This is a genomic window from Halobacterium sp. MBLA0001, assembly GCF_049705385.1.
Lineage (GTDB): Archaea > Halobacteriota > Halobacteria > Halobacteriales > Halobacteriaceae > Halobacterium > Halobacterium salinarum.
The window spans coordinates 350,024-374,263 of sequence record NZ_JBNAMQ010000007.1 but is presented as its reverse complement, the minus strand read 5'-3'; the positions used below and the strand labels follow the sequence as shown (position 1 = coordinate 374,263).

The 24,240-nt window shown below is 70.1% G+C and carries 27 protein-coding genes; 12 read left to right on the top strand and 15 right to left on the bottom strand.

The features are described from left to right. Positions 1-4 precede the first annotated feature (4 nt). A complete protein-coding gene (locus tag ACOZ32_RS03145; RefSeq protein WP_010903686.1) occupies positions 5-1,039 on the bottom strand; it encodes a twin-arginine translocase subunit TatC in 1,035 nt (344 codons plus the stop codon). A gap of 90 nt (positions 1,040-1,129) precedes the next feature. Here ACOZ32_RS03145 and tatC point away from each other — a divergent pair, with 90 nt between their 5' ends. The 3 genes from tatC (at position 1,130) to ACOZ32_RS03130 (ending at position 4,261) form a co-directional block, all read left to right on the top strand. Next, positions 1,130-3,304, top strand: a complete 2,175-nt coding sequence (tatC, locus tag ACOZ32_RS03140) for a Sec-independent protein translocase TatC (protein ID WP_010903685.1) — start codon at positions 1,130-1,132, stop codon at positions 3,302-3,304. A gap of 62 nt (positions 3,305-3,366) precedes the next feature. Further along, complete coding sequence (locus ACOZ32_RS03135) at positions 3,367-3,558, top strand: ribbon-helix-helix domain-containing protein (RefSeq protein WP_010903684.1); 192 nt, start codon at positions 3,367-3,369, stop codon at positions 3,556-3,558. Further along, positions 3,548-4,261 carry a queuosine precursor transporter gene (locus ACOZ32_RS03130; protein WP_010903683.1) on the top strand — a complete coding sequence of 238 codons (714 nt, stop codon included), beginning with the start codon at positions 3,548-3,550 and terminating at the stop codon, positions 4,259-4,261. Before ACOZ32_RS03135 ends, ACOZ32_RS03130 begins: the two co-directional genes overlap by 11 nt. An 8-nt stretch (positions 4,262-4,269) precedes the next feature. Here ACOZ32_RS03130 and ACOZ32_RS03125 read toward each other — a convergent pair whose 3' ends face one another. Beyond that, complete coding sequence (locus ACOZ32_RS03125) at positions 4,270-5,049, bottom strand: 23S rRNA (uridine(2552)-2'-O)-methyltransferase (protein ID WP_010903682.1); 780 nt, start codon at positions 5,047-5,049, stop codon at positions 4,270-4,272. A 47-nt stretch (positions 5,050-5,096) separates the two neighbouring features. On the opposite strand from ACOZ32_RS03125, the gene ACOZ32_RS03120 reads away from it, so the two are divergent. Beyond that, the gene (locus ACOZ32_RS03120; RefSeq protein ID WP_424334925.1) at positions 5,097-5,711 is read left to right on the top strand and encodes an SGNH/GDSL hydrolase family protein; all 615 of its coding nucleotides are present in this window, start codon (positions 5,097-5,099) and stop codon (positions 5,709-5,711) included. Positions 5,712-5,716: 5 nt separating this feature from the next. Here ACOZ32_RS03120 and ACOZ32_RS03115 read toward each other — a convergent pair whose 3' ends face one another. Beyond that, a complete protein-coding gene (locus tag ACOZ32_RS03115) occupies positions 5,717-6,136 on the bottom strand; it encodes a hypothetical protein (protein WP_424334924.1) in 420 nt (139 codons plus the stop codon). 80 nt (positions 6,137-6,216) lie between these two features. On the opposite strand from ACOZ32_RS03115, the gene ACOZ32_RS03110 reads away from it, so the two are divergent. Continuing rightward, positions 6,217-7,002, top strand: coding sequence for a hypothetical protein (locus ACOZ32_RS03110; protein ID WP_424334923.1), 786 nt, complete (start codon positions 6,217-6,219; stop codon positions 7,000-7,002). 4 nt (positions 7,003-7,006) lie between these two features. Here the strand turns inward: ACOZ32_RS03110 and ppcA are convergent, their stop codons facing one another. After that, complete coding sequence (gene ppcA, locus ACOZ32_RS03105; protein WP_010903679.1) at positions 7,007-8,485, bottom strand: phosphoenolpyruvate carboxylase; 1,479 nt, start codon at positions 8,483-8,485, stop codon at positions 7,007-7,009. Between the two features lie 203 nt (positions 8,486-8,688). Here ppcA and ACOZ32_RS03100 point away from each other — a divergent pair, with 203 nt between their 5' ends. Both ACOZ32_RS03100 and ACOZ32_RS03095 read left to right on the top strand, forming a co-directional pair. Then, complete coding sequence (locus ACOZ32_RS03100) at positions 8,689-9,723, top strand: sodium:calcium antiporter (protein ID WP_424334922.1); 1,035 nt, start codon at positions 8,689-8,691, stop codon at positions 9,721-9,723. A 78-nt stretch (positions 9,724-9,801) separates the two neighbouring features. Next, positions 9,802-10,545 (top strand): DNA polymerase sliding clamp, encoded by a 744-nt coding sequence (locus ACOZ32_RS03095; RefSeq protein WP_010903677.1) that lies wholly within the window; start codon positions 9,802-9,804, stop codon positions 10,543-10,545. 69 nt (positions 10,546-10,614) lie between these two features. Here ACOZ32_RS03095 and ACOZ32_RS03090 read toward each other — a convergent pair whose 3' ends face one another. After that, complete coding sequence (locus tag ACOZ32_RS03090; protein ID WP_012289470.1) at positions 10,615-11,205, bottom strand: protein sorting system archaetidylserine decarboxylase; 591 nt, start codon at positions 11,203-11,205, stop codon at positions 10,615-10,617. Between the two features lie 85 nt (positions 11,206-11,290). On the opposite strand from ACOZ32_RS03090, the gene priL reads away from it, so the two are divergent. Then, positions 11,291-12,370, top strand: coding sequence for a DNA primase regulatory subunit PriL (priL, locus tag ACOZ32_RS03085; RefSeq protein ID WP_424334921.1), 1,080 nt, complete (start codon positions 11,291-11,293; stop codon positions 12,368-12,370). Here the strand turns inward: priL and ACOZ32_RS03080 are convergent. The 5 genes from ACOZ32_RS03080 to ACOZ32_RS03060 all read right to left on the bottom strand — a co-directional run bounded on the left by ACOZ32_RS03080 (position 12,367) and on the right by ACOZ32_RS03060 (position 16,395). After that, positions 12,367-12,570, bottom strand: coding sequence for a DUF7472 family protein (locus tag ACOZ32_RS03080; RefSeq protein ID WP_010903674.1), 204 nt, complete (start codon positions 12,568-12,570; stop codon positions 12,367-12,369). The two genes, priL and ACOZ32_RS03080, sit on opposite strands and share 4 nt — an antisense overlap. 63 nt (positions 12,571-12,633) lie before the next feature. After that, complete coding sequence (gene hjc / locus ACOZ32_RS03075; RefSeq protein WP_010903673.1) at positions 12,634-13,059, bottom strand: Holliday junction resolvase Hjc; 426 nt, start codon at positions 13,057-13,059, stop codon at positions 12,634-12,636. 104 nt (positions 13,060-13,163) lie between these two features. Then, positions 13,164-14,447 carry an adenosylhomocysteinase gene (locus tag ACOZ32_RS03070; protein WP_010903672.1) on the bottom strand — a complete coding sequence of 428 codons (1,284 nt, stop codon included), beginning with the start codon at positions 14,445-14,447 and terminating at the stop codon, positions 13,164-13,166. An 80-nt stretch (positions 14,448-14,527) separates the two neighbouring features. Further along, positions 14,528-15,823 carry an amidohydrolase gene (locus ACOZ32_RS03065; protein WP_235262728.1) on the bottom strand — a complete coding sequence of 432 codons (1,296 nt, stop codon included), beginning with the start codon at positions 15,821-15,823 and terminating at the stop codon, positions 14,528-14,530. Then, positions 15,820-16,395, bottom strand: coding sequence for a hypothetical protein (locus ACOZ32_RS03060; RefSeq protein WP_010903670.1), 576 nt, complete (start codon positions 16,393-16,395; stop codon positions 15,820-15,822). Before ACOZ32_RS03060 ends, ACOZ32_RS03065 begins: the two co-directional genes overlap by 4 nt. 88 nt (positions 16,396-16,483) lie before the next feature. Here ACOZ32_RS03060 and hisG point away from each other — a divergent pair, with 88 nt between their 5' ends. Beyond that, positions 16,484-17,332: an ATP phosphoribosyltransferase gene (gene hisG, locus ACOZ32_RS03055; protein WP_136361584.1), complete on the top strand. Its 849-nt coding sequence runs from the start codon at positions 16,484-16,486 to the stop codon at positions 17,330-17,332. Between the two features lie 2 nt (positions 17,333-17,334). Here the strand turns inward: hisG and ACOZ32_RS03050 are convergent, their stop codons facing one another. From ACOZ32_RS03050 to ACOZ32_RS03040, 3 genes are all read right to left on the bottom strand, one after another. Then, positions 17,335-17,703, bottom strand: coding sequence for a hypothetical protein (locus tag ACOZ32_RS03050; protein WP_227970889.1), 369 nt, complete (start codon positions 17,701-17,703; stop codon positions 17,335-17,337). A gap of 61 nt (positions 17,704-17,764) precedes the next feature. After that, positions 17,765-18,130, bottom strand: a complete 366-nt coding sequence (locus tag ACOZ32_RS03045) for a DUF7473 family protein (protein ID WP_205251160.1) — start codon at positions 18,128-18,130, stop codon at positions 17,765-17,767. Between the two features lie 6 nt (positions 18,131-18,136). Beyond that, complete coding sequence (locus tag ACOZ32_RS03040; protein ID WP_010903666.1) at positions 18,137-18,697, bottom strand: TATA-box-binding protein; 561 nt, start codon at positions 18,695-18,697, stop codon at positions 18,137-18,139. 114 nt (positions 18,698-18,811) lie between these two features. Here ACOZ32_RS03040 and ACOZ32_RS03035 point away from each other — a divergent pair, with 114 nt between their 5' ends. Continuing rightward, positions 18,812-19,780, top strand: coding sequence for a TIGR01177 family methyltransferase (locus ACOZ32_RS03035; RefSeq protein WP_424334920.1), 969 nt, complete (start codon positions 18,812-18,814; stop codon positions 19,778-19,780). Here ACOZ32_RS03035 and ACOZ32_RS03030 read toward each other — a convergent pair whose 3' ends face one another. Together ACOZ32_RS03030 and ACOZ32_RS03025 are read right to left on the bottom strand one after the other, a co-directional pair. Further along, entirely contained in the window at positions 19,781-20,131 is a 351-nt protein-coding gene (locus ACOZ32_RS03030) for a hypothetical protein (RefSeq protein ID WP_205251158.1), read from the bottom strand. A 31-nt stretch (positions 20,132-20,162) separates the two neighbouring features. After that, the gene (locus ACOZ32_RS03025; RefSeq protein WP_136361580.1) at positions 20,163-21,167 is read right to left on the bottom strand and encodes an AAA family ATPase; all 1,005 of its coding nucleotides are present in this window, start codon (positions 21,165-21,167) and stop codon (positions 20,163-20,165) included. A gap of 114 nt (positions 21,168-21,281) precedes the next feature. Here ACOZ32_RS03025 and rnz point away from each other — a divergent pair, with 114 nt between their 5' ends. Both rnz and ACOZ32_RS03015 read left to right on the top strand, forming a co-directional pair. Further along, the gene (gene rnz / locus ACOZ32_RS03020; protein ID WP_010903662.1) at positions 21,282-22,208 is read left to right on the top strand and encodes a ribonuclease Z; all 927 of its coding nucleotides are present in this window, start codon (positions 21,282-21,284) and stop codon (positions 22,206-22,208) included. 45 nt (positions 22,209-22,253) lie between these two features. Next, a complete protein-coding gene (locus ACOZ32_RS03015; RefSeq protein WP_424334919.1) occupies positions 22,254-24,221 on the top strand; it encodes a DUF460 domain-containing protein in 1,968 nt (655 codons plus the stop codon). Positions 24,222-24,240: the final 19 nt, after the last annotated feature.

Genomic DNA, 24,240 nt, shown 5'->3' with positions numbered 1-24,240 from the left:
CCCCCTAGTTTCCGGTCCACCGCAACAACGCAAGCGTCCCCTCGAACAGCACGACCATCGTGATCGCCACGATCACCGGCACGATCCCGGTCGGGTCGATGGCGCTGAACGTGAACGCGATCCCCGCGAAAGCCCCCCAGAACAGCAGCCGCCGGCTCTCCAACCACTCCCGGGTCGTGACCCCGAGCATGATCGCGAGCATGATGAACAGCGGGATCTGGAAGACGACCGCCAGATACCCCATCACGAGCAACAACAGATTGAACGTGGTGCCGAGCGCGAACGCGACGTCGGCCGTGGGTTCGGTGTAGCTCTGGAAATACCCCATCGTGTACGGGAGCACGATGAAAAACGCGAACAACACGCCAACCACGGACAACACCAGGCTGGTCGGCACCGACGCCAGATAATACCGCCGCTCGTTCCTGTACAACCCCGGCCGCATGAACACGTACGACTCGTAGACGAACGCCGGCAGCGCCACCACGAGGCCCGCCAGGCTCGCCACCTTGACCTGGGTGATGATGAGCTCCAAGGGCTGATACACCCGCGGATCGATCGCTTCGCCGCCCGGCAGCACGTAGTTCCACATCCACGTGATGAGTGGTTTCGTCACCGGGAACACGACGATGCTCACCAGCGCCGCGATGGCGACAACGATCCCCAAACGGGTCACCATCTCCTCGATGTGCTCGCCCAGCGGTGCCTCCTCGTCGGACTCCGGCGCGTCCATCCCGATGCCGCCACCGGCGGCGTCGGGATCGCTGCTCGCGCCCGCCGCCACGCCGCCCGGCGTCGGCTGCGTGGCCGCCGTTGGACCGCCGGCTTCGTGGTCTCGCGGCGTGGCCGTCTGGTGGCGGTCCTCCGGGAGCAACTCCGGCTCGGACGCCTCCGCCGAGGGCTGCTCGTCGTCGTCGACGCGCGTGAACTCACCCCCCTCAGACTCGCCGCCACCGACGCGACGCACGGCGGACTGCAGGCCGTCCCACGGCGGGCCCTCGGAGGCGGCGTCGTGGCGGCCGTCTGAGTCCTCAGCCATTCGTCCGATCCTTCGCGGCCGCGCCGTTATAGGCTTTCTTTTACCGTCCGACAAGAAGATTGATAACTCCGAGCGGGCTATCGCGTAGCAATGAGTGGCTCCGGCTCGGATCTCGTCAGCCCGGGCACCGCCCGCGCAATCGACTCCGGCCGAGAATCCATTGGCGTCCTGCTTTCGACGGCTCAGGACCGCCTGCAACACGTCTTCATCGCGTTCGTCGTCGGGCTGCTGGCCGGCATCTTCGTGATGCGGCTGTTCATCTGGCCCACCCTGGAGGCCGATCTGCTGCCAGCCAACGCCGAAGTCATCGCCCAGACGCCCTTCGAGGTCATCCTCATGCAGGTGAAAATCGGGCTGTTCGCCGGCGTTTTGGCGGCGCTCCCGGTGTTGGCGTACCACGCCAAACGCCCCCTCCAGGACCGCGACATCGTCCCGCCGATCAGCGTCACGCGCTGGCAGCTCGGCGGCGTGCTCGTGATCGCCGCCGGCCTGGCCGCGCTGGGCGTGCTCTACGCGTACTTCGCGTTCTTCCCGCTGATGTTCCAGTTCCTCGCCGGGAACGCCGACACGGTCGGCCTCTCGCCGAAATACTCCATCGTCAAGTGGACCGAGTTCATCCTGTTCCTGTCGCTGTCCTTCTCGCTTGCCGCACAGCTCCCGCTGTTGATGTCCGGGCTGTCGTACTCGGGCATCGTCGCCTACGAGACGTTCCGCGACAAGTGGCGGTACGCGATCGTCGCCATCGCGACCTTCGGCGCGCTGTTCTCCCCCCCGGACCCGTTCACGCAGATCCTCTGGGCCACCCCACTGGTGTTGCTGTACGGGCTCAGCCTCTACGTCTCGAAGATCGTCGTGACGGTCAAACGCGGCCGCGACGACATCGACGTGCGGGGTGTGTTCCGCGCCGCCTGGAACCGCATCCTCGGGGTCGTCGTCCTCGGGTTCGGGGCGGGATACGCAGTCGAACAGTACAACGGCATCCAGCTGTTCAACGACGGGCTGGCGGCGCTCGGGTCCGGGGTCCGCGTCCCGACCGTCGAGCGCGCACTCGGCGTCCCGACCGACACCGCCGTGCTCGTGCTCGGCGCCGCGTTCGCGGCGCTTGCGGTGCTCGCGGCGACGCTGTACTACCTCTACGTCGCCGTCGACCGCGCGGCCGCCCGCAACGGCCCCCGCAGTCGCCGGCCCGACCCCGCCGACATCGACCTGAACGCTCTCGACGCCGCCGGCATCGAGGCCGCCCCCCCGGAAGCGTTCGCCGCACTCAGCGAGGACGAAGCGCTCGCAACGGCCTCCCAAGCCATGGACGACGGCGACGACCGGAAAGCCGAACTCGTCCTCGACCGCTTCGACGCCGCCGCTGCCGACGACGACGACACGGGGTCCGAGGCCGACAACCCCGACGCGGAGTCGTCAGCCACCATGCAGCGCACGGCCGCCGGCATGATGGACGCCTTCACCGAGGACGACACCACCGAGGACGACATCGGCGGCTACTACCACGACCTCCGGTTCATCTTCGACAGCCTCCGGTCGCGGGCGTTCCGCATCGTCGGCGGGTTCATGCTCGTCATGGTCGGCGTGTTCGGCTGGCTGTACTACGGCGGCCTGGCAACCCTGCGCTACGACTTCATCACGCGCATCCCCCAGGAGATCCAACCCGACGCCAACTCCTGGCCGATCACGCTGCACCCCGTCGAGGCGCTGGTGTTCCAAGTGAAGCTCTCGGTCGTGATCGCCGCCGTCGCCGTGGTGCCGCTGCTCGTCTACTACCTGTGGCCGTCGCTCTCCGAGCGCGGCCTGGTGACCGGCGACCGCAGCACCATCCTTGCTTGGGGTGGCAGCCTCGCGGTCACCCTCGTCGGCGGCAGCTACCTCGGGTACGCCTACATCGCGCCCGCAGTCATCTCGTTTCTCGTCGGCGACGCGCTGCAGGCGGGCATGGTCATCAGCTACACCATCGGCACGTTCGCCTGGCTGGTCTTCCTGTTGACCGTCGGGATCGGCCTGCTCGCCAGCATCCCGGTGACGATGGTGCTGTTCAACCACGGGAACATTGTCTCGTTCGACACCATGCGGCGGCGCTGGCGGGTGCCCGTGCTCGCCACGTTCTTCTTCGCCGCGCTGGCGACGCCGGACAGCCTCTACACGATGTTCATCGTGGCCCTTCCGGTGGCCACGATGTACGGCCTCGGGCTCGCCATCCTCTACGCCCTCACGCTGGGCGGTCGACGCGGCGGCGACTCGCGGTCCACACCGACGTAACCCGACGGCCGAGCGGCCACCCAACCCGCGCAGCTTATACTCGACGGCTCGCATCCGTTAGTATGCCCAAGATCAGCGTTGAGATGCCCCAGGAGCTGTTGGACGATCTCGACGAGCACGTCGGCGACGACGGCAAGTTCGTGAACCGGAGCGACGCCGTCCGCGCGTCCATCCGGAAAACCCTCGACGTGCTCGACGACATCGACGCGCGCCACGGCCGCCTCCAGGACGCCGCCACAGCCGATGACGCGTAACGACACCCCCGTGACCCAGGTCGCGCTCATCGGGCTGTTCGTGACCGCGCTGGTCACCGCCCAGCTGACGGCGTCGAAACTCCTGTTGTTCGAGCTGCCGGTGTCGCTGCCCGTCACCGGCGCAGCGCTCGTGCTCCCGGGGGCGGCGCTGGCGTACGCCGTGACGTTCTTCGCGTCGGACTGCTACGCCGAGCTGTACGGCCGGCGGGACGCACAGGTGATGGTGAACGTCGGGTTCGTGATGAACCTCGTGTTGCTCGCGTTGGTGTACAGCACCGTTCGCGCGCCCATCGCGCCGTTCTCCGGAGTCGGCCAGGACGCCTTCGCGACGGTCCTGTTGTCCGCGGGGAACATCGTGGCTGGGTCGCTGCTGGCGTACGTCGTCAGCCAGAACTGGGACGTGATCGCGTTCCACGCCATCCGCGACCGCACCGGCGCCAGCCACCTCTGGCTGCGCAACATCGGCTCCACGGCGACCAGCCAGATCATCGACACCGTGATCTTCGTGACCGTCGCGTTCTGGGCGGCACCGGTGCTGTTGGGCGTGGGTCAACCCAGAACCCCCGCACAGCTGCTCGCGTTGATCGTCGGCCAGTACCTCCTGAAACTCGCCATCGCCGTCGGCGACACGCCGTTCGTCTACGCCGTCGTGGCCGCGGCCCGCTCGCGCGGGCTCGGCGCGCCGGCACCCGCAGCCGACTGACCCGGCGGTTACGCGCCGTCGCGGCGCTCGGCGAACCCGTAGTTCGGCTTCAGGTCGGTCACCGTCACGTCCACGGTGTCGCCCTCGGCGGCGTCATCCACGAACAGAGTGTACCCCTCGATGCGCGCGATCCCGTCGCCCTCGTCGCCCGTGTCGACGATCTCGACGGTGTGCTCGTCGCCCTCCGCGATGGGAGCCACGATGTGGTTTTTGCCCACCACGTACAGCTCGGAGGAGGCGTCCCGGGAGGCGTCCGGGCTGTGCGTCGCGACGAACGCGAACTCGTCCTCGATGTCCGCCAGCAAGTCCTGGAAGTCCCGGCCGTCGAACACCTTCACGACGAAGTGGCCACCCGCGTCCAGCAGCTCGCGCGCCGTCTCCAGGGCCTGGCGGGCGAGGTGCACGGACCGCGCGTGGTCGAGGTCGTACTCACCGGTCATGTCCGGGGCCATGTCCGACACCACGACGTCGGCGCTGCCGTTGGCGGCGTCCCGGACGCGCTGTCTGGTTTCGTCCTCGGTCATGTCCCCGCGCACCGTCTCCAGGCCGGCGTCCGTCTCGAACTGCGTGATGCTCTGGAAGTCGACGCCGACGACCTTCCCGCGTGCCCCGGCGCGCTCGGCGGCCACCTGCAGCCAGCCCCCGGGTGCCGCGCCCAGGTCCACGACTGATGCGCCCCCGAACAGCACGTCGAATCGGTCGTCGAGCTGTTGGAGCTTGTAGGCCGCCCGCGACCGGTAGCCTTCCTGCTTGGACTTGTTGTAGTAGTGGTCCTTCCGGTTCCCCATGGTGTCGACAGCGAGGGCACCGGAACGGATAGTTTCGTCGTTCGCCGGTGTCAGCCCGTCCACTCACGGACCAGCAGCCCGTCTCGGTGGGTGTGTCCCGTTCCATCCGCGTCCTCGGTGACAGCGTCGCAGCCGGGTACGGCACCGACGACAGCCCCGCGTGGCCCCACCGGATCGCCGACGCCCTAGGGGAATCGGTGTCCGTGACCGTCCGTGGCGGCGTCGGCACGACGCTCACCGACCACGCAGCCGACACCGCCACAGCCGGCGACTCGGGCGAGGTGACCGTCCTCGTTCACGCCGGCCACAACGACGCACAGGTGGGCGGCGACGGCGACCCGCGCGTCTCCGCCGACGCGTTCCGGGCGGCGGCCGCCCGCCTCGACGCCGCCCTCAGTGCCGCCGACCGGGTCACCAGCCACGCCTTCGTCGGGTTGCTCCCGCTGCTCGACGTCGCGGGCGGCGTCGGCTTCAGCGCCGCCCAGCCCCAGCGCGCGCTGGCGTTCGACGACGCGCTGGCGGCCGCTGTCGACACCCATCTCCCGGTCGCCCGCCCGATCGACGCGTGGCGCGACCGCACCCGCGACGGCGTCCACCCGACGCCCACGGGCCACCAGGCGGTCGCCTCGACCGTTGCGGACTGGCTGGCCGGCGAGCCGTGATCCGCTCAGTCGCCGGCGCGAGCGGCCAGTGCGGCGGTCGTGTCGGCGGCGCGCAGGTCCGCGATCGTGCAGTACCACGCCCCCCGGACGCCGGTTCCATCGGCCACCACCGGGTCCGCCAGCGCCACGAGGTCGCCGAGCTCCAGGACGGTCACCCGGTCGGTGTCCGCGAACGGCTCAACGGTCGCCGCCCAGTCACCCGCCTTCATCGGCCCGGGGCCGCCGCGCGTCTGCTCGACGCGGTCCACCACGGGCGCGACGTGCGTCACCGCCGACACCGGTGCCGGCCGATAGATCGCGAGGTGGTCGTAGGCCGCCGTCGCGCGGCTGTACCCCGCGGGAATCGGGTACAGGCCGCGTCCCTGGCAGCGCTCGAACGTCGCCGGCCGCACCGCCACCACACAAACCCTGTCGTCGGGCTGCATCCTTTCCCGTTCGGCCGCCCGCTACTTGTGGTGGTGGGGTCGACGGGAACGCTTGAGTCACTGGCGCTCCTGGGTCGGATATGCGCACCACCGACGGCGGCTTCCGCGCCGAGGCGGTCACCGCGCTGGCGGCCCGTGACTACCACCACGCCAGCGATGCGTACGCTCGCGCGGGCTGGCGGGTGCTGTCAGCGCCCCGCAACGACCCCGACGTTGCACCGTTCGACCCCGGAGAGAAAGGATGGGTTGGCTCGGGGCTGGCGCACCTCGCAGCCAGCACCGCGGCCGCCCGGGTTGCCGGCACGCCCGCCCGGGCGACCGACCGCGCCGTCCACGGCGTCGCGGCCGCCCGCGACCTCCGGCGCGCGTACGCCGACACCCATCCCGCGCGGGCGGCGTGCTTCGACGAGTTCATCGCTGACTTCCACGCGCTCGGCGGCCTGGACGGCGTCGGCGACGCCTACGAGGACGCCGCCGCCGCCCACCGCGAGGCCGCCGGATCGGTTGCGTCCCCGCAAGCGCTCGCGACGACGCCGCTGTTCGAGGCCGCAGCCGTCCCCGTCAAGCAGCTCGCCCGCGGGCAGGCCGACGGCGAGATCGCGGTGTCCTGGGACGACCTCCACGGCGGGGACCCCGGCGACCCGGAGGCGTTTCTCGCACACCGCGCGACGTACAAACGCCAGCGCCTCCCCGGGCTCGTCGAGGCGGCGGTCGACGACGGCCACCTCGCCGCGCCACGGGGGACAACCGAGTACGCCACCGACCACCACGAGTGTCCGGCGTGTGGCTCCCGCCACGTCAACTGGGTCGCCGACAGCACCCTCTGTCTGGTGTGCTCGCGGCCCACCGAGCCCACCAACGAGTAGCCGCTCACCCGAGGAACTGTCGCTCACGCGCCCCCCGCCGGATCGCCGACCGCAGGGCGTCGTCGTCGCCGCGCTGGAGGGCGTCGATGGCGTCGTCGGTGGCGGCGCGGTGCTCGCTGTTCGGGGTGACGTCCACGCGCTCGACGGCGGCCGCCAGCGTGTCGTCGTCGAGGTCGAGCACGTCCGTACACCGTGGGTTGAAATACCGCGCGGCGTCCGCGAGGTGGTCGAAGTACGCCGGGAACGCCTCGCGCACGAACGCCGCGTCGTCGTCGGTGAGCGCGTGCGCGCCCAGCAGCGTCGGCGGGCAGCCCACCGCGTACAGCGACGCCGTGTAGCCGATGGCCCGCGGGAGCGCGTTCTCCCCGACCTCGCGGGCGTAGCCGAACAGCCCGACGTGGAGCTTGCGGGCGCGCCGGTCGGGCACGTACGACGACAGCCGGTTGACCGTCCCCGCGATGGCGTCCACCTGGTCGGCGTACGCGTCCGCGGTCCGGTCGATGACGGCCAGCGCGCGCGCCTCGTCGATGGGGAACGGGGGCGCACCCAGGTCCGCGTCACGGAGCGTGGCGACCCCGTCGCGGACCGTCTCCACGGGATAGTCGTATTTGAACGCCGACTGCACGGTGAACGTCTCCACCTCGCTGTAGGCGTCGGCGGTCGCGGCCGCGCGCTCGGGGGTGAGGTTCCCGCGGAACGGCGCCGACCCCGCGCCCAGGATCGGGTGGACGTCGACGCCGGTGGCTTCGCTCATCTCGTAGAGGCGCTGCAGAGCGACCTTGTTGATGAGGTCGGCGGCCAGACAGCCGTAGTTCAACGCGGGGTCCGAGCGCGCGAGAAACACCCGGACGGCGTCCTGGTCGTGGGCGGTCGCGTACTCGCGGACGATGTCGTCGGCCGCCAGCATCGCCTCCCGCTCCTCGATCAACGGGATGACCGTGATCGACGCCGGATCGAACTCCCCCACCCACTCCTCGACCGTTCTGCCGTCCCAGACCGCCTCGTCGGCCTTCCCGGTCACGAACCGCTCGTAATACTCGTGGACGGCGTTGAGCTGGTCGGCGTCGGTCACCATCGGCACGATGACCTCGAAGATCGGCGCGGTCGTCTCCAGCCCGTACTCGCCGGCGAAGCGCCGCGCGGCGTCGAACGACCGCGGGATGCTCTCCAGGATCTCCAGCAGGATCTTCGCCTCGGACCCCTCCACGTCGGGGTTCGGGCCGCGAACGGTCAGCCGCACGTCCGTCCCCAACTGGTGGTCCGCGAAGAACTCGTCGTACCGCGAGAGCAGCTTCTTGACGGCGTACTCGTCGCCCTCCTTGCCCTCGAAGTCCCACATCTGTTCGTCGCAGCCCAGATGCGAGTACACGTAGTAGGCCTCCTGTATTTCGTCCTCGCCCTCGATCACGTCGCCGGCGGTGAAGAACGGGAGTGTGGCGTTGTCCGGATGTTGCGTGCTCATCAGTCGCGGCACGTCGACCATGCGACGTGGTACGTGACCGCACCCCAAAAAACCGGCCGGCAATTCAGCTGTGTTCACGCCCGCTCACAGCAACCGAAACCAGTTTCCACCTCGTTGCCGTCGCCGCCGACACGCGTGCTCACCCACCACCGGACGCCCACGCCGCCGGTCGCCACCGCCCCTCCAACCGCAGCCGCTAGGACACCCCTGCGGGGGAGTCCGTGATGGGGGCGGCGTCTGCTCTTGTCGGCTCCACGCCCGGCCACGTCGCGGTCGTCGTTGTCGCCACCCTGCTGATCTGGGCCGGCAGCTCGTGGCTCGAAGCCGCCGCCGAACAGCTGTCGGCGCATTACGGACTGCCCGCCGTCGTGCAGGGGTCGATCGTCGTCGCCATCGGCTCCAGCTTCCCGGAGCTGCTGAGCGTGCTCGTCACCGCCCTCGACGGCTCGTTCGGACTGGGTGTCGGCGCCATCGTTGGGTCGGCGATCTTCAACATCCTCGTGGTGCCCGGGCTGGCCGGCATCACCACCACCCAGCCGCTGGACGCCACCCGGACGGTCGTCTACAAGGAAGCCCAGTTCTACATGCTGGCGGTTTCCACGCTGCTGCTCACGTTCGCGCTGGCAGTCATCTACGCCCCCATCCCGGGTGGTGGCCCGCTCGACGGCGCTGTCACGCGCCCGCTGGCGCTCGTCCCGCTGCTCCTCTACGGGCTGTACCTGTTCATCCAGTGGCAGGACGTGGGCGACCACGACCCCACCACGGACACCACTGACGTGGACGTGCCCCGGGCATGGGCGCGCCTCGCGGCCGGGCTGGCCGCCATCTCGGTGGCCGTCGAACTGCTTGTCGGCGCGGTCACGGGACTGGCAGCCACGTTCGACATCCCGTCGTTTCTCGCCGGCGTGACCATTCTGGCCGCCGCCACCAGCCTCCCGGACGCGCTGGTGAGCGTTCGGGCCGCGCGCAGCGGCCACGGCGTCACCAGCCTCGGGAACGTCCTCGGGTCGAACACGTTCGATCTCCTGGTTGCGATCCCGATCGGCGTCCTCATCGCCGGGCGCGCCCCCGTGTCGTTCGCCGTCGCAGCCCCCCTGATGGGTGTGCTCACGCTCGCCACTGTCCTGCTGTTCACCGTGCTCCGCACGGGGCTGTCGCTCACCGACGCCGAGTCGTACGCCCTCCTCGTTGCATACCTCGGCTTCGTGGCCTGGATCATCGGGGAAACACTCGGGGTCGTCGGGCTGATTCGGGTGTGATCGCCGCCAATGCCAGCGCCCACGCGCGCGCCCGTAGCGGGGGCTTTTTACGGGCGGCTTGCGTAGCCGTCTGCAATAATGTTCAAGGCGATAGTAAGCGCCGACACGCTCCAGGAGACACTCGACTCCGTGAGCGTGCTGGTGGACGAGTGCAAGATCCACCTCGACGACGACACCCTCTCCATTCGCGCAGTCGACCCCGCCAGCGTCGGCATGGTCGACCTCGATCTCGCCGCCACTGCGTTCGAATCCTATGAAGCCGACGGCGGCCTCATCGGCGTCAATCTCTCCCGGCTGGAGGACATCGCGGGCATGGCCGACGCCGGCCAGCTCATCCAACTGGAACTCGACGAGGAAACCCGCAAGCTCCACATCCAGATCGACGGCCTCGAATACACGCTTGCGCTCATCGACCCCGACTCGATCCGCCAGGAACCGGACATCCCGGACCTCGATCTGCCCGCGCACGTCGCCATCGAAGGCCGCGACATCGACCGCGCGGTCACCGCCGCCGACATGGTCTCCGACCACATCGCGCTCGGCGTCGACACCGGCGACGACCTGTTCTACGTCAACGCCGAAGGCGACACCGACGACGTCCACCTCGAACTCGCGCCCGACCAACTCATCGACCTCGACGCCGGCGACGCCCACAGCCTGTTCAGCCTCGACTACCTCAAGGACATGAACAAGGCCATCCCGACGACCGCGGAGGTCGAACTCGAACTCGGCGACGAGTTCCCCATCAAGCTGCACTTCGACATCGCCGACGCACAAGGCCACGTCACGTACATGCTGGCCCCGCGCATCCAGTCCAACTGACGCCACCGCCCGCTCCGTTTCTGATCGCGTCCGGACCCGTCCAGCCGCCGGCTCGTGCCCTCCGAGCGGTCACCGGGCCAGGACTGTCTCGCCGGCCCGCACCGTCTGCCCGGACTCCACGACGACGTCCCCGCGGTCGTACGCCGGTGGAAGCACCACGTCGGCGCGACTCCCGAACGAGATGTGGCCGAGGCGGTCGCCACGCGCGAGGTCCTCACCCGCCTCGACGTAGGGATGGATGCGTCGGGCGAACGCGCCCGCGATGAGCACCACCGTCCACTCCGCCGTCTCGATGCGGACGCGCTCGTTGTGCGCGGACTCCTTGCTGAACGCGGGCCGGTGGCCGCCCGGCTCGTGGACGACGCTCTCGACGCGCCCCGCCACCGGCACGCGGTTCACGTGGACGTTGTGTACGTTCATGAACACGCCCACACGAACCCGTCCGTCGTCGCGCGTTCGGATCACCGACACCGTGCCGTCGGCGGGCACAACCACGCCCGCGCCGTTCGGGCTGCGGTCGGGGTCGCGATGGAACCACACCACGAACGCGGCCAGCGCGACGCCGACGACGCCCCACGGCGACGACGCCGCGAGCGCCGCCACACCGACGACTGCGGGCGGCAGGGCGTACTTCCACGTCCAGGGGCCGCGCGCAAGCACACTCGACGCGTCGGGGGCAAGGCGTGTGAGCGTGTCGGTCCAAGCCGGGGTGCTTATCGGCGTCCGCTCGCAAACACGGGCCAGCATGAACGCCCGCCACGCCCGCTATCCCTTCCTGGGGGACGCCCGCGACGCCGTCGAGGAAGCTGGCGTGGACCTCGCTCGCGTCGTTACCGAGGACGACGCCGTCGTCGAGCGCGCCCGCGAGCGCGTCGTCAGCGCGCTCACGGACGGCACGATCGGCGAGCCGGCCGCCACGGTCAGCACCCGCGTCGAAGTGCTGTCCTATCCGGTCGCCCGCGTGCTGGTGTCCATCGTTGACGAATCCGTGCTCGTGCGCAAGTACGCCACGGCCGAAGCCGACGCGGCCTACGACCGGTTCACCGCCGACGAGTCCACCGACACCGACCTGAAAAGCGTCTCCGACACCACACGCGTCTCCCGTGACACGCTCCTCAGTGAGTTCGATCTCAGGGCACACGTTCACGCCACACCGGACGCCCACACGGTGGACGTGCCGACGTACCTGTTGCTCGCGTCATCGCTTCGCGACGACGACTGGCGGCTGGTCAACCGCGCGCTCGACGACGGTCGCGTGCCGGTCACCGACGCCGAGCTCGACACCCTCATCCGGGAAGCCATCCGCGAACGCGTCGCGGACGGCCTGCCCCTCTCGGTCCCCGACCAGATCGCCGACGCCCTCGACGAGCCGGTGGCCGCCATCCAGGACGCCCTCGCGGACCTGGATCTCACCCGCGAGATCGACACCGTCGTGCCGGAGCTGTTCCCGCCGTGCATGAAACACCTCCTCGACCAGGTGCAACGCGGCGACCACCTCCCACACCACGCCCGCTTTGCCATCACGTCGTTCCTCTCGAACGTCGGGCTGTCGACGGACGAGATCGTGGACATCTACGAGGTCAATCCGGGGTTCGGCGAGGAGATGACGCGCTACCAGACCGACCACATTCAGGGCGACTCAAGCCCCACCGAGTACACCGCGCCGTCGTGCGCGACGATGAAAGCCTACGGGAACTGCGTGAACCCCGACGACCTCTGTGACGCCATCAACCATCCGCTGTCCTACTACGAGGTGAAACTTGACGACGGCGACGACGACCTCGCCGACTGGCGGGACCGCGAGGACGACGACAGCCCCGATTAGCCCTGCTTGCCCGACATCCAGTAGCCGATCCCCGCCATCAACAGGATGAAAATGACTATCGCAGCGACCACTGCGTACCCGGACGTGGCTCCGAACCCGCCGGCTCCCACCGACACTGCGGCGACGAGCACAGCGATGAAAACAAGCACCGCGAGGACGGCGATGCCGGCCTCCACGCGGGCGTCGAGCGCGTCTGACATGGCTTGCGATTCCACGGGCCACTGGAAAAGCGCTTCGAAGCAGCCGACGCCCGACCGAGGACGCTAGTAGTCGTCGAGGCCGGTCCGCTCGGGGCCGCCGGCGAGCGTCTCCAACTCGGTGCCGTCGGCCAGCGCGGTCTGCTTTTTGACGCGGTAGCTCCCCGCGTCGGTGGTGTGGAGGTCCGCCGGGTGGAAGAAATACCAGTCCTCCCGGTCGAAGCGCGCGCCGATGCGTGGCTTCGCGCCGAAGTTCCGCGCGAAGTACACCAGTGACTCCACCTCCTCGCCGTCCAGGTAGATGGGGTCGCCCGCCGAGGATTTCGCCTCGATGGCGTAGAACTCCTCGCCGTTGCCCGCCAGCACGTCGGGGAGGTCGCGCTTGGTCGCCGCCCCCGACGCCGGCGCGCGCATCACGGCGAACCCCGTCTCGTCGAGCGCGTTCACGAGCTCGCGCTCGCGCCGGTTGCCCTTGGCGTTGGAGTTAGCCATGGTGGATGCCCCCGTGCACGCCAGCGCCCTGCGTCGCGATCATGCGCCACGGTAGGCCGCCGGCCGGTTAGTGCGTTGTGCCACAGTCCGGTGGCGCTGCCGGCTTACGTGCCGTGCTGCCAGGAGTCCATGTACTCCGCCTGATCGTCGGTGAGGGCGTCGTACTCGACGCCCTCGGCCGCCAGCTTGATCTCCGCGATCTCGATGTCTAGCTCGTCGGGCACGTTGTGGACGCCGGCCGCGTACTCCTCGCGGTTCGCCACGAGTTCGCGCACGCAGACCGCCTGCACGCCGAAGCTCTGATCCATCACGCCGACGGGGTGGCCCAACCCGATGGGCGACGCGAGGTTGACCAGGCGGCCCTCCGCCAGCACGTTCAGGCGGCGGCCGTCGGCCAGCTCGTACTCGCGGACGCCCTCGCGGGCCTCGCGCTCGGAGACGGCGAGCTCCGAGAGGTGATCGAGGTTGACCTCCACGTCGAAGTGGCCGGCGTTGGCCAGCACCACGCCGTCGTCCATGCGCTCGAAGTGCGCTCGCGTGATGACGTTCTTGTTCCCGGTCGTGGTGAGGAACACGTCACCGACCTCGGCCGCCTCGGCCATCGGCATCACGTCGTAGCCCTCCATGTGCGCCTCCAGGGCGCGCCGCGGCTCGACCTCGGTCACGATGACGTTCGCGTTCTGGCCGGCGGCCTTCTTCGCGACGCCGCGGCCGCAGTCCCCGTAGCCCGCGACGACGACGTCCTTGCCCGCCCACGAGAGGTTCGTGGTCATGGCGATGTTCGCCAGCGCGGACTCCCCGGTGCCGTGGACGTTGTCGAACAGCCGCTTCATCGGGGTGTCGTTCACCGCGAACACGGGATACTCCAGGGCGTCGTCGTCGTCCATCGCGCGCAGCCGGTGGACGCCCGTGGTGGTCTCCTCGGTGCCGCCGATGATGGTGTCGATGAGCTCGGGGTGGTCCTCGTGTACGCGGAACACGAGGTCGCCGCCGTCGTCGACCGTGACCGTCGGCTCGTGGGCCAGCACGGCGTCGATGGCGTCGTAGTACGCCTCCCCCTCCGCGCCGCGCTCGGCGTACGAGGTGATCGACTCGTGGGCGTCGAGCGCCGCGCTCACGCCGTCGTGTGTCGACAACGGGTTGCAGCCCGTGATCGCGATCTCGGCCCCGGCGTCGGCCATCGTCTCGACCAGCGCCGCCGTCTTGGCCTCGACGTGCATCGCCATCCCGATGGTTTCGCCGGCCAGCGGCTGGTTGGCGTCGAACTCCTCGCGGAGCGCGGACAGGATCGGCATATGCTCGAACGCCCAATCGATCTTCGCGCGCCCCGTCTCGCGCGCCGACTCGGGATCATCGAGCCGGCTGCTGATCGCCGGTGCAGTTGTCATACCAGGACTCACGGGCACCGACCTCAAAACGCTACCGGAGCCGCCACACGCGTCCCCGTGGCACCACCAGGCACGCCGCGCTACTCGCCGGCGCGCGCTGCCAGCTCGCTCGCGCGCTGTGCGGCCTGCTCCCGCACCGCGGCCTCGTCGAACGGCAGCACCTCGCGGTCCCGCATCAGGATCGCGCCGTCACAGATCGTGTGCCGCACGTCCTGGCCGGTCGCCGCGTACGCCAGATGCGAGACGTGATCGTGGACCGGTGTGAGGTGTGGCGCGTCGAAATCCACGACCGCGAGGTCCGCGTTGGCGCCCACTTCGATGCGCCCCGAGTCGAACCCCAGGGCGGCCGCCCCGCCCGCGGTCGCCATCTCGACGGCCGCCCGGGCCGGCACGGCGTCGGCCGCGCCGGTCTGTAGCTTCCCCAGCATCGCCGCGTCCCGCAGCTCGTCGAACACGTCGAGGTCGTTGTTCGACGCCGCCCCGTCCGTCCCGAGCGCAACGGTCACGCCGGCCTCCCGCATCGCCTGGACGGGCGCCATCCCGGACGCCAGCTTCATGTTCGACGCCGGGCAGTGCACGACGCTTGCCCCCGACTCCGCGAGCAACTCGATCTCGCCGGCCGTGGTGTGCACGCCGTGCGCCAGGAAGTCATCCTCCGCAAGCAGCCCCACGTCGGCGGCGTACTCCAGGGGACGGCTGCCGTGCTCGTCGACGATCGGCTCGACCTCCTGCTCGGTCTCGTTGGCGTGGAAATGCACCGGCACGTCGGCCTCACGGGCCGCCGCGACGAACTCGCGGAGATACTCCTCGCCGACCGTCGTGAGGCTGTGGGGCATGTACGCGCTCGTGATGCGGCCGTCGGCGGCGTCGTTGAACTCGCGGGCGACCGACAGCGCCTCCTCGTTGTCCGCGACCGCGTCGGCGTCGTCCTTCCCGACGGTGACCACGCCGTGGCCCACCCGCGCACGCAGCCCCGCCTCGGTGATCGCGTCGACCACCTCCGGCACCTCGAAGTACATGTCCGCGAACGCCGTCGTGCCCGCGCGGATCATCTCCACGAGCCCGAGCCGGGCCCCCGCGCGGATGTCGCCGTCCGCCAACTCCGCCTCCGCCGGCCAGATGTCCTCCTGGAGCCACGCGTCCAGTTGCTTGTCGTCGGCGTACCCGCGCAGCAGCGTCATCGCCACGTGACAGTGGGCGTTCACCAGCCCCGGCATCACCAGACAGCCCGCCGCGTCCACCGTCTCGTCGCCCGCGGGCGTGTCCCCGACCGCGATGATCTCCCCGGCGTCCCGATCAACCAGCACGTCGCCGTCGCTCACGGTGAAGTCAGGATGCAGTACCGCGCCGCCGGCAACCCGCAGCGTGTCGCTCATATCGCGTGTTCGCCCGACCCGGGCGAAAAGCTGTCGGGACGCGACGACTCCCAGGCGGCCGCCGCGATGCTCGCGGTCTGGCCCACGCCCACGGCCCCGATGCCCGCCAGCACGAGCCACCCCGACGCCGCCGACAGCGGCGCCGCAAGCCCCACCACCGTCACCGCCCCGCCAGCCACCGACGCCATGGCCGCGCCGAGGTAGACCCGCGCCAGCCCCGGGGCCGGCGTTCGGCGCGCGGTCACGGCCAGCGCCCGCACGGGGAGCAACATCCACCCGACCACGGTCGCCGCGCGCAACACGCCGCCCGGCACGGCGGGCACCCGGAACGACGCCACGCCGAGCAGCGTCACGCCGACGCCCGCAACGATGACGCCGCGCCACGCCCGCAGCGCGCCCGCGTCCATCTCCGTCCAGGACACCGCCCCGAACGCAACCAGCAGCCCCACGATCACGACGTGGGCGACGAACAGCGCGTGCGACCCGACGTATCCGAGGTGGGCGGCAGCGGTGAACCCCCACGCCAGCGGTACCAACCCGACGGGCGCGTACTCCCGGGTCCGATCTAGCATACCCTCCGGTGGGACGCCCGCGTGCTTCAAACCCCGCCCCGCCGCCGCCACCCAAAGCTAGTTCCGCACCCCCGGTGAACCGGCTGGCATGCGCATCGCCGTTCCGAACAAGGGACGCCTCCACGACCCGACCCTGGCGCTGCTCGACCGCGCCGGCATCGGCGTCGAAGACGGCGCCGACCGCCAACTGTACGCCGACACCGTCGACCCGGCGCTCACGGTGCTGTACGCGCGCGCCGCCGACATCCCCGAGTACGTCGCCGACGGCGCGGCGGACGCGGGGATCACGGGCCACGACCAACTCCGGGAGTCCGGCGTCGACTGCGTCGAGGAGCGCCTCGATCTCAACTACGGGTCGTGCCGACTGGTGCTTGCCGCCCCCGAGGACGGCGACGTCACCGCCCCCGCCGACCTCGACGGGGCGACCGTCGCCACCGAGTTCCCGACGATCACCCGCGCGTACTTCGCGGACACCACCGCCACCCCGGAGATCGTGGAGGTGACCGGCGCGACCGAACTCACGCCCCACGTCGAGATGGCCGACGCCATCGTCGACATCACGTCCACGGGCACGACGCTCCGCGTCAACCGCCTCCAGGTCGTCGACGAGGTGTTGTCGTCGTCAGTGCGGCTGTTCGCCCACGAGGACGTCCACGACGACCCCAAAGTCCAGCAGGTCGAAACCGCGCTCCGATCCGTGCTCGACGCCCACGGGAAGCGCTACGTGATGCTGAACGCGCCCGCCGACCGCCTCGACGACGTGAAGGCAGTGCTGCCGGGGCTTGGCGGCCCGACGGTGCTCGATGTCGACGAACCGGGGACGGTTGCGGTGCACGCCGTCGTCCCCGAGCGCGACGTCTTCGAGGCGATCTCGGAGCTCAAAGCCGTCGGCGCGTCCGGCATCCTCGTCACCGAAATCGAACGCCTCGTGGACTGACCTCACTCCTCCGCGCCGGCCACCTGGCGGGTCGCGCGGACCACGAGTCGGACCGCCGTCCCGCCGGCGGGGTAGGCCATCGTGCCCACGACGCCCGCGGCCGCAAGCCCGATCGCCGCGATCCGCATCTCCCCGATGGTGGTCGTGGCCAGCGAAACGGCGGCCCCGCCGGCCGGCGCGAGCCACCGGTCGGCAAGCGACGCTGGCCGACCCAGCATGTAGTAGGCCGCCAGCGACACCACGGCACCGAGGCCGAACACCGCAGCAACGTCCGGCCCCGGCCGGTGGACGTAGGTGGCGGCGTACGCGAGCACCGCCGCGCCAAGCGCCATCACGCTGGCGCGCAGTGCGCGCTGGTCGTACTCGTCCATGCGCGTCACTGCACGGCCCATGGGTAAAAATCGCGGTGCGCGTTCTCTCCGGCTGCGACCGTCAGCCGGGCGCCGTCGACAACACCGCCAGCAGGTTCGCAACCAGCAACACCACCGCCAGCGACACGGTGTAATGCATCACCACGACGAACACCGTCGTCCGGTAGCGAACCCGGTATACGGCGCGCACGGCGGCAGCGTCGGCAGCCAGCCCGACGGCGACGATGAGCAGCGGGTTGAACCGCACGAGCACGAGCGTCACCACGGCCGGCGCGACGCCGACGAGGAAGCCACGCTTCCAGGGGACCTCCCCGAGGATGTACGTCGCGGCCGCGTGGGCCGTGAACCCGAACAGCAGCCAGCCACCGACGAACGTGGCGAGATACTGCAGCGGCGTGCCCGCGACCGGTTCGACGGTCGCCACCATGCCCGCCTAGTCGAGGAGCCCCAGCTCCTCGAGCCGGGACGTGATCTTGTCGACGGCGTGCTCGGCGTCCTTTGGCTCTTTGCCGCCGGTGATGACGAGCTTCCCGGAGCCGAACAGCAGCGCCACGACCTCGGGGTCGTCGAGACGGTAGACGAGCCCGGGGAACTGCTCGGGCTCGTACTCGATGTTCTCGAGGCCCAGCCCGATGGCGATGGCGTTGAGGTTCAGCTGGCGGCCGAGGTCAGCGGACGTGACGATGTTCTGGACGACGATCTCGGGGTCGTCTTCGACCTTGATCGAGAGCTCGCGGAGCTTGTCGAAGACGATGCGGAGGCTCTCGTGTACGTCGTCGGTTGATTTCGCGCCCGTGCAGACGATCTTGCCCGAGCGGAAGATGAGTGCGGCGCTTTTCGGGTCCTGCGTGCGGTAGACCAGGCCGGGGAACTGCTCGGGGTCGTAGTCAGCGCCCTCGAGGTCCATCGCCACGCTCTGGAGATCGAGCTCCTGCCCGATGCCGGTGGAGGCGACCACGTTTTCAATGTTGATGGTTTCCTTGGGGTCGGTCATCGTTCGACTTAAACCACGTATTTAACCTTTATAAAGATTGGTAGTCCGGGGAGTGGTGCCTCAAATACCCAGCGTCACCGGCAGCCTGATTGCCGGCGGGCGTCCAGGTCGTGCGTGTTCGTGCTCGAACTCGGCGGGGACGACGCCGACGCGTTCGCCGCCGCCGAAGCCCGCACTGCAGCCCCCGACGCCACCGTGGTCGCGCCCGGTGTCGCCACCGCCAGCAGCCTCGACACCGACGCGCTAGCCGGGTTAGCGTACACGCACCGCGCCGCCGACCACCTCACAACCGCCGCCGCCACCGTCCCCGCGGCCGTCGCCGCGCTCCGGGACGCGCCCCTCGACCGCACGGGGTCGGTCGCCGTGCGCGCCCGCGACGTGCGCCACACGACCGGCGTGGACACCCAGCGCGCCGAACGCGACCTCGGCGCCGTCCTCGTGGACGCCGGCTTCGACGTGGACCTCGACGCCCCCGACCACGAACTGCGCGCGCTGTTCACCGCCGACGACTGCTTTCTGGGGTGGCACGTCGCCGACTCCGTCCGCGACTACGGCACCCGCAAACCCACCGACCGCCCGTTCTTCCAGCCGGGCAGCATGGACCCGCTGTTGGCGCGCGCGGCCTGCAACCTCGCCCGCGTCACCCCCGGCGACCGCGTCCTCGATCCGATGTGTGGCACCGGCGGCGTGCTCATCGAAGCCGGGCTGCTCGGCGCACACCCCATCGGCACGGACGCCCAGGCGAAAATGGCGGCGGGCGCGCGCCGCAACCTCACCCACTACGTCGATGACGCCACCACGGGGCGTGCCGACGCCACCGCGCTGCCGTTGCCCTCCGACAGCATCGACGCCGCCGTCCTCGACGCCCCCTACGGCCGCCAGTCGAAGATCGCCACCCACGACCTCGCCGACCTGGTCGGGGGGGCACTCGACGAGCTCGCCCGCGTCACCGCCGGCCGGTGCGTGCTCGTCGCCGACCGCGACTGGCGCGCCGAAGCCACCGCCGCGGGCTGGACCGTCGACGCACGCTTCCAGCGCCGCGTCCACCGGTCGCTCGTCCGCCACGTCCTCGTGTTGGTGTAGTCACGACCGGTAGTGGTCGACGAGCCCGACGACCGCCAGCGACCCGATGACCGCGATCAGTGCCCACACCCGGTTGGCACCGACCGGGCGGACGTTCAGGGCGGCCATCACCGCCGACGCCAGCAGGTATCCGAACAGGCTGGTGAACCAGACGGTCGCGTACTCGACCGGCGCTCGCCCGACAGCCACCCACCATCCGATCACGAAGCCGGGTGCGAGCTGCGCCACCGTCTCCCACCACGGCGTCGCCGGGCCGGTCACCACCCACAGCACCAGCGACGCGGGCAGCGACACCATCAACATCGACCCGACAACGATGCCGGCGCGCTCGAAGTACTCCGCAAGCTCCATGCTCTGACCGAACCCGCATCCCGATAAAAGCCTACCGGCCAAGCTCCGCGAGCAGCCGCCCGAGCTGCACGCGGTCGCTGGTGCCCCGCGTGAGATCGAACTCCACGTCGCCCGCAAGCGCGTACAGCTCCGCCACGTCGTCGCCGGAATACCGCGAGCGCGCGACCTCCAGGAGGTCATCGAGCACCTCGCCGCCGCTCATCCCCTCGTCCACCAGCAGGTCGTCCAGCGTCGACCGTGCGTCGGTGAACGCGCCGGCCTCGGCGTCGTCGAGCATCGACTCCACGGCGGCGTCGCTGCCGACGTCCTGCAGCGCCTCGTAGGCGGCGTTCATCGTCACCTCGCCCTCCTGCTCGGCGGTCGTCTGCGCGCCCAACACGGCCTCCCGGAGGTCGCCCTCCGCGTACCCCGCGACGAACTCCAGGCCGTCCGGCTCGTAGTCGACGCCCTCGGCGGCCACGATCTCCCGGAGCACGTCGACGACCTCGTCGTCGGTCGGCGCGCGCACTGAGACGGGGAAACACCGCGAGTGGATCGGCGGGATCAGCTTCGACGGCTGGCGGGTCGCGATGATGAACTGCGTGGCCTCGTGGTGGCGCTCCATCACCCGCCGCAGCGCCTGCTGGAAGTCCTCCCGGATGGCCTCGGCGTTGTCCAGCAGGATGGTGTTGTAGCCGCCCGAAACCGGCGAGTAGCTCGCGGTCTCTTTCAGGACGTGGTTCACGAGGTCGGCCTTCGAGGAGTTCCGGCGGCGCTTGGCGTCGATGAACGACGCGAACCGGGGGTCCTCGCTGATCTCCGTTTTCGTCATCCCGAAGACGTCCGCGACGTTCACCTCCACGAGATCCGTCTCCGGATCGTCGTGGGCGGCCGCTGCGAGCGCGCGAACGGCGGCGGTCTTCCCCGCGCCCGACGGCCCGTACACCACGAGGTTCACGGGTTCGTCGACGGCGTCCCGGAGCCGGTCGCGCACGCTCGCCTGCGGGAGGTCGGCCAGCGACGGCGCGTGCTCGTCGATCCACAGCGGCTCGTCCATTGCTACCCGCTGCTACCCGCCACGGCACAAAGAAAGGGCCGGTCGCCGGCCCGGCCGCCGGCGCGCCTCCACCGCATCGGTGAGGTTTTGCGCGCGGCCCGCCCAGGTTCGGGCATGACTCTGGAGGTCACCTTCCTCGGGACGAGTGGCGCCGTCCCCACGACCGAACGCAACCCCAGTTCCGTGTTCGTGCGCCGCAACGGCGACGCGTTCCTCTTCGACGCCGGCGAAGCCACGCAGCGCCAGATGATGCGGTACAAGACCGGCTTTGGGGTTTCCGACGTGTTCATCACGCACGGCCACGGCGACCACGTCTTCGGGCTGCCGGGGCTCGTTCACACCTGGGACTTCAACGACCGCACGGACCCCCTGACGATCCACGTGCCACGCGGCCTGCGCGGCGACATCGAGGACCTCGTGTTCTCGGCCGGCGGCGACGTCGGCTATCCGGTCCGGATCACCGAGGCCACCCCCGGCGCGGTCGTGCGCTCCCACGACGACTACGAGGTGCGGGCGTTCGAGACGGCGCACAGCACCGCCTCCGTCGGGTACGCGCTCGTGGAGGACGACCGGACGGGTCGCTTCGACCGGGCGCGCGCCGAGGAACTCGGCGTCCCGGTCGGCCCGAAGTTCTCGACGCTCCACGACGGCCAGCCGGTCGAACTCGACGACGGCACCGTTGTCAGCCCCGAGCAGGTCGTGGGCGACCCGCGGCCGGGCCGCACACTCGTCTACACGGGCGACACTCGGCCCCACGACCCCGTGGTGTCGGCCGCCGAAGACGCGGACCTCCTGATCCACGACGCGACGTTCGCCAACGACGCCAGCGAGCGCGCCGCCGAGACGGGCCACTCGACGGCCGGCGAGGCCGCGGACGTAGCGACGGAGGCGGGCGCAAAGGCGCTCGCGCTCACGCACGTCTCCTCGCGGTACGCGGGCGACGCCAGCGAAATCAGTGCGGGCGCGTCGGGCTTCGACGGGGAGGCGTTCGTCGCCCACGACGGCCTGACCCACGAAATCCCGTTCCCGGACGCCGACTGACCGCGCCGCCGTGCACTTATGCGTGCTCACGTCGTACGTTCGGGCGTGAGTACACGCACGAGCGCCCTCGACGCTCTCGTGTTCGGCGTCGACGTGCAAAGCGGTGACGTGCGCGGTGACGCGCCCTCCTACGCGCTTGTGAGCTTTGACGGCGAGACCGTCGAGCGCGACGTTGTCACGCGCCGGAAGCTGTTGCGGTTGGTGGCCGACCGCGAGCCCGCCATCGTCGCCACCGACAACATGTACGAGCTCGCCGCCGACAAGGACCAACTCGTTCACCTGCTGCGGCGGCTGCCCGACTCCACCACGCTCGTGCAGGTGACCGGCGACGAACGCCCCGAACCCCTCTCCAGGGTGGCCAAACGCCACGGCGTCCCGTACGGCAAACCCGCGATGGAGGAAGCGGAGGCCGCCGCCCGACTGGCCGCCCACAACGTCGGCTACGAGGTGTCGGCGTTCACCGACGAAACCGAACTCAAGGTCGCCCGCGGGCGGTCCACGGGTGGCGGTGGCGGGTGGAGCGCGGATCGCTTCACGCGGCGCATCCACGGCTCGGTCAAGCGGGAAACCCGCACCGTCGAATCAACGCTTGACGACGCCGGCCTCGACTACGACCGGGAGGTCACCGAGAAGTACGGCGGCTACGCCAACGCCGTGTTCACGGTGCAGGCGCGCCCCGAGAACATCCCCGTGAGCGAGCACCGCGCCGGCGACACCCGGGTGGAAGTCGAGCCCGTGCGCCGCGACGGCATCGAGTTCCGGCCGCTGGCGCGCCGCCGGGACCGCGTGCTCGTCGGCATCGACCCGGGAACTACGACGGCCGTCGCGCTCGTTGGATTGGACGGCCACGTGCTCGACGTGATGAGCACGCGCACCGCCGACACCGGCGATGTCATCGAGTGGATCATCGAGCACGGCCGCCCGGCGCTGGTGGCCGCCGACGTCACGCCGATGCCCGACACCGTCGAGAAGATCGCGGCCAGCTTCGACGCACCGACGTGGGACCCGGACACCGATCTCCCGGTCGACGAGAAACAACACCGCACCCGCGAGGAGGGCTACGACGACGACCACCAGCGGGACGCGATGGCGGCCGCGCTGTACGCCTACGACCACTACCGAGAAACCATCGAGCGCGCCACCCGGGAGACGCCGCCGACCCTCGACGAGGGCGACGTGGCAGCGCGGGTGCTCGACGGGGAACCGCTTCAGGCCGTCCTCTCGGACCTCGAAGAGACCGACGACCCCGAACCCGACGAGCCCACCCACGACCCCCGCGAGCTCACCGACGACGAGCGCCGCATCAAAGACCTCGAAGCCCAGGTCGAGCGCCTGCAGGCCCACGTCTCCGATCTCGACGCCGAACTCGACGCGAAAGACGCCACGATCGAGGAGTACGAGGACGAGCTCTCGGAGGCCCGCCGCGAGGAACGCCAGGAAGCCCGCGAGCGCCGCGAAGTCACCCAACTGGAGTGGGAGAACGACCGCCTGGAGACCGAACTGGAGGAGCAACGGGAGCGCGCGGACGAACTCGAAGCCAAACTGGAGCGCCTGAAAGACCTCTGGAAGCTCGACCACTCGAACCTCGGCGACGTCGGCGGCGAGGGCCGCGATCTCGTCGCCGTCAAGCCCGTCGACCAGTTCACGGTCGACGCCATCGAGACGGCCGACGACGAGTACGGCATCGCCAGCGGCGATGTCGTCTACCTCCGCGACGCCTCCGGCGCGGGCCGCCGCACTGCCGAACTCCTCGCCGGCTTCGACCCCCGCGTCGTCCTGCGGTCGGGCGGCCTCTCTGACGCCGCCGACGAGGTGCTGTTCGACCACGAGATTCCCGTCGGCCCCGCCGACGGCGTCACCATCCGCGAAGTCGACGAACTCGCCATCGCCAACGAGTCCGAAGTGGAGTCCGTCGTCGAGGACTGGAAGCAGCGGAAGGCCGAGCGTGAACGCGAGCAGAAGGAGACAATGGTCGACTCCATCATCTCCGAACACCGCGCGGATAGGGACTGACTGTCTCGGCTCGACCGCA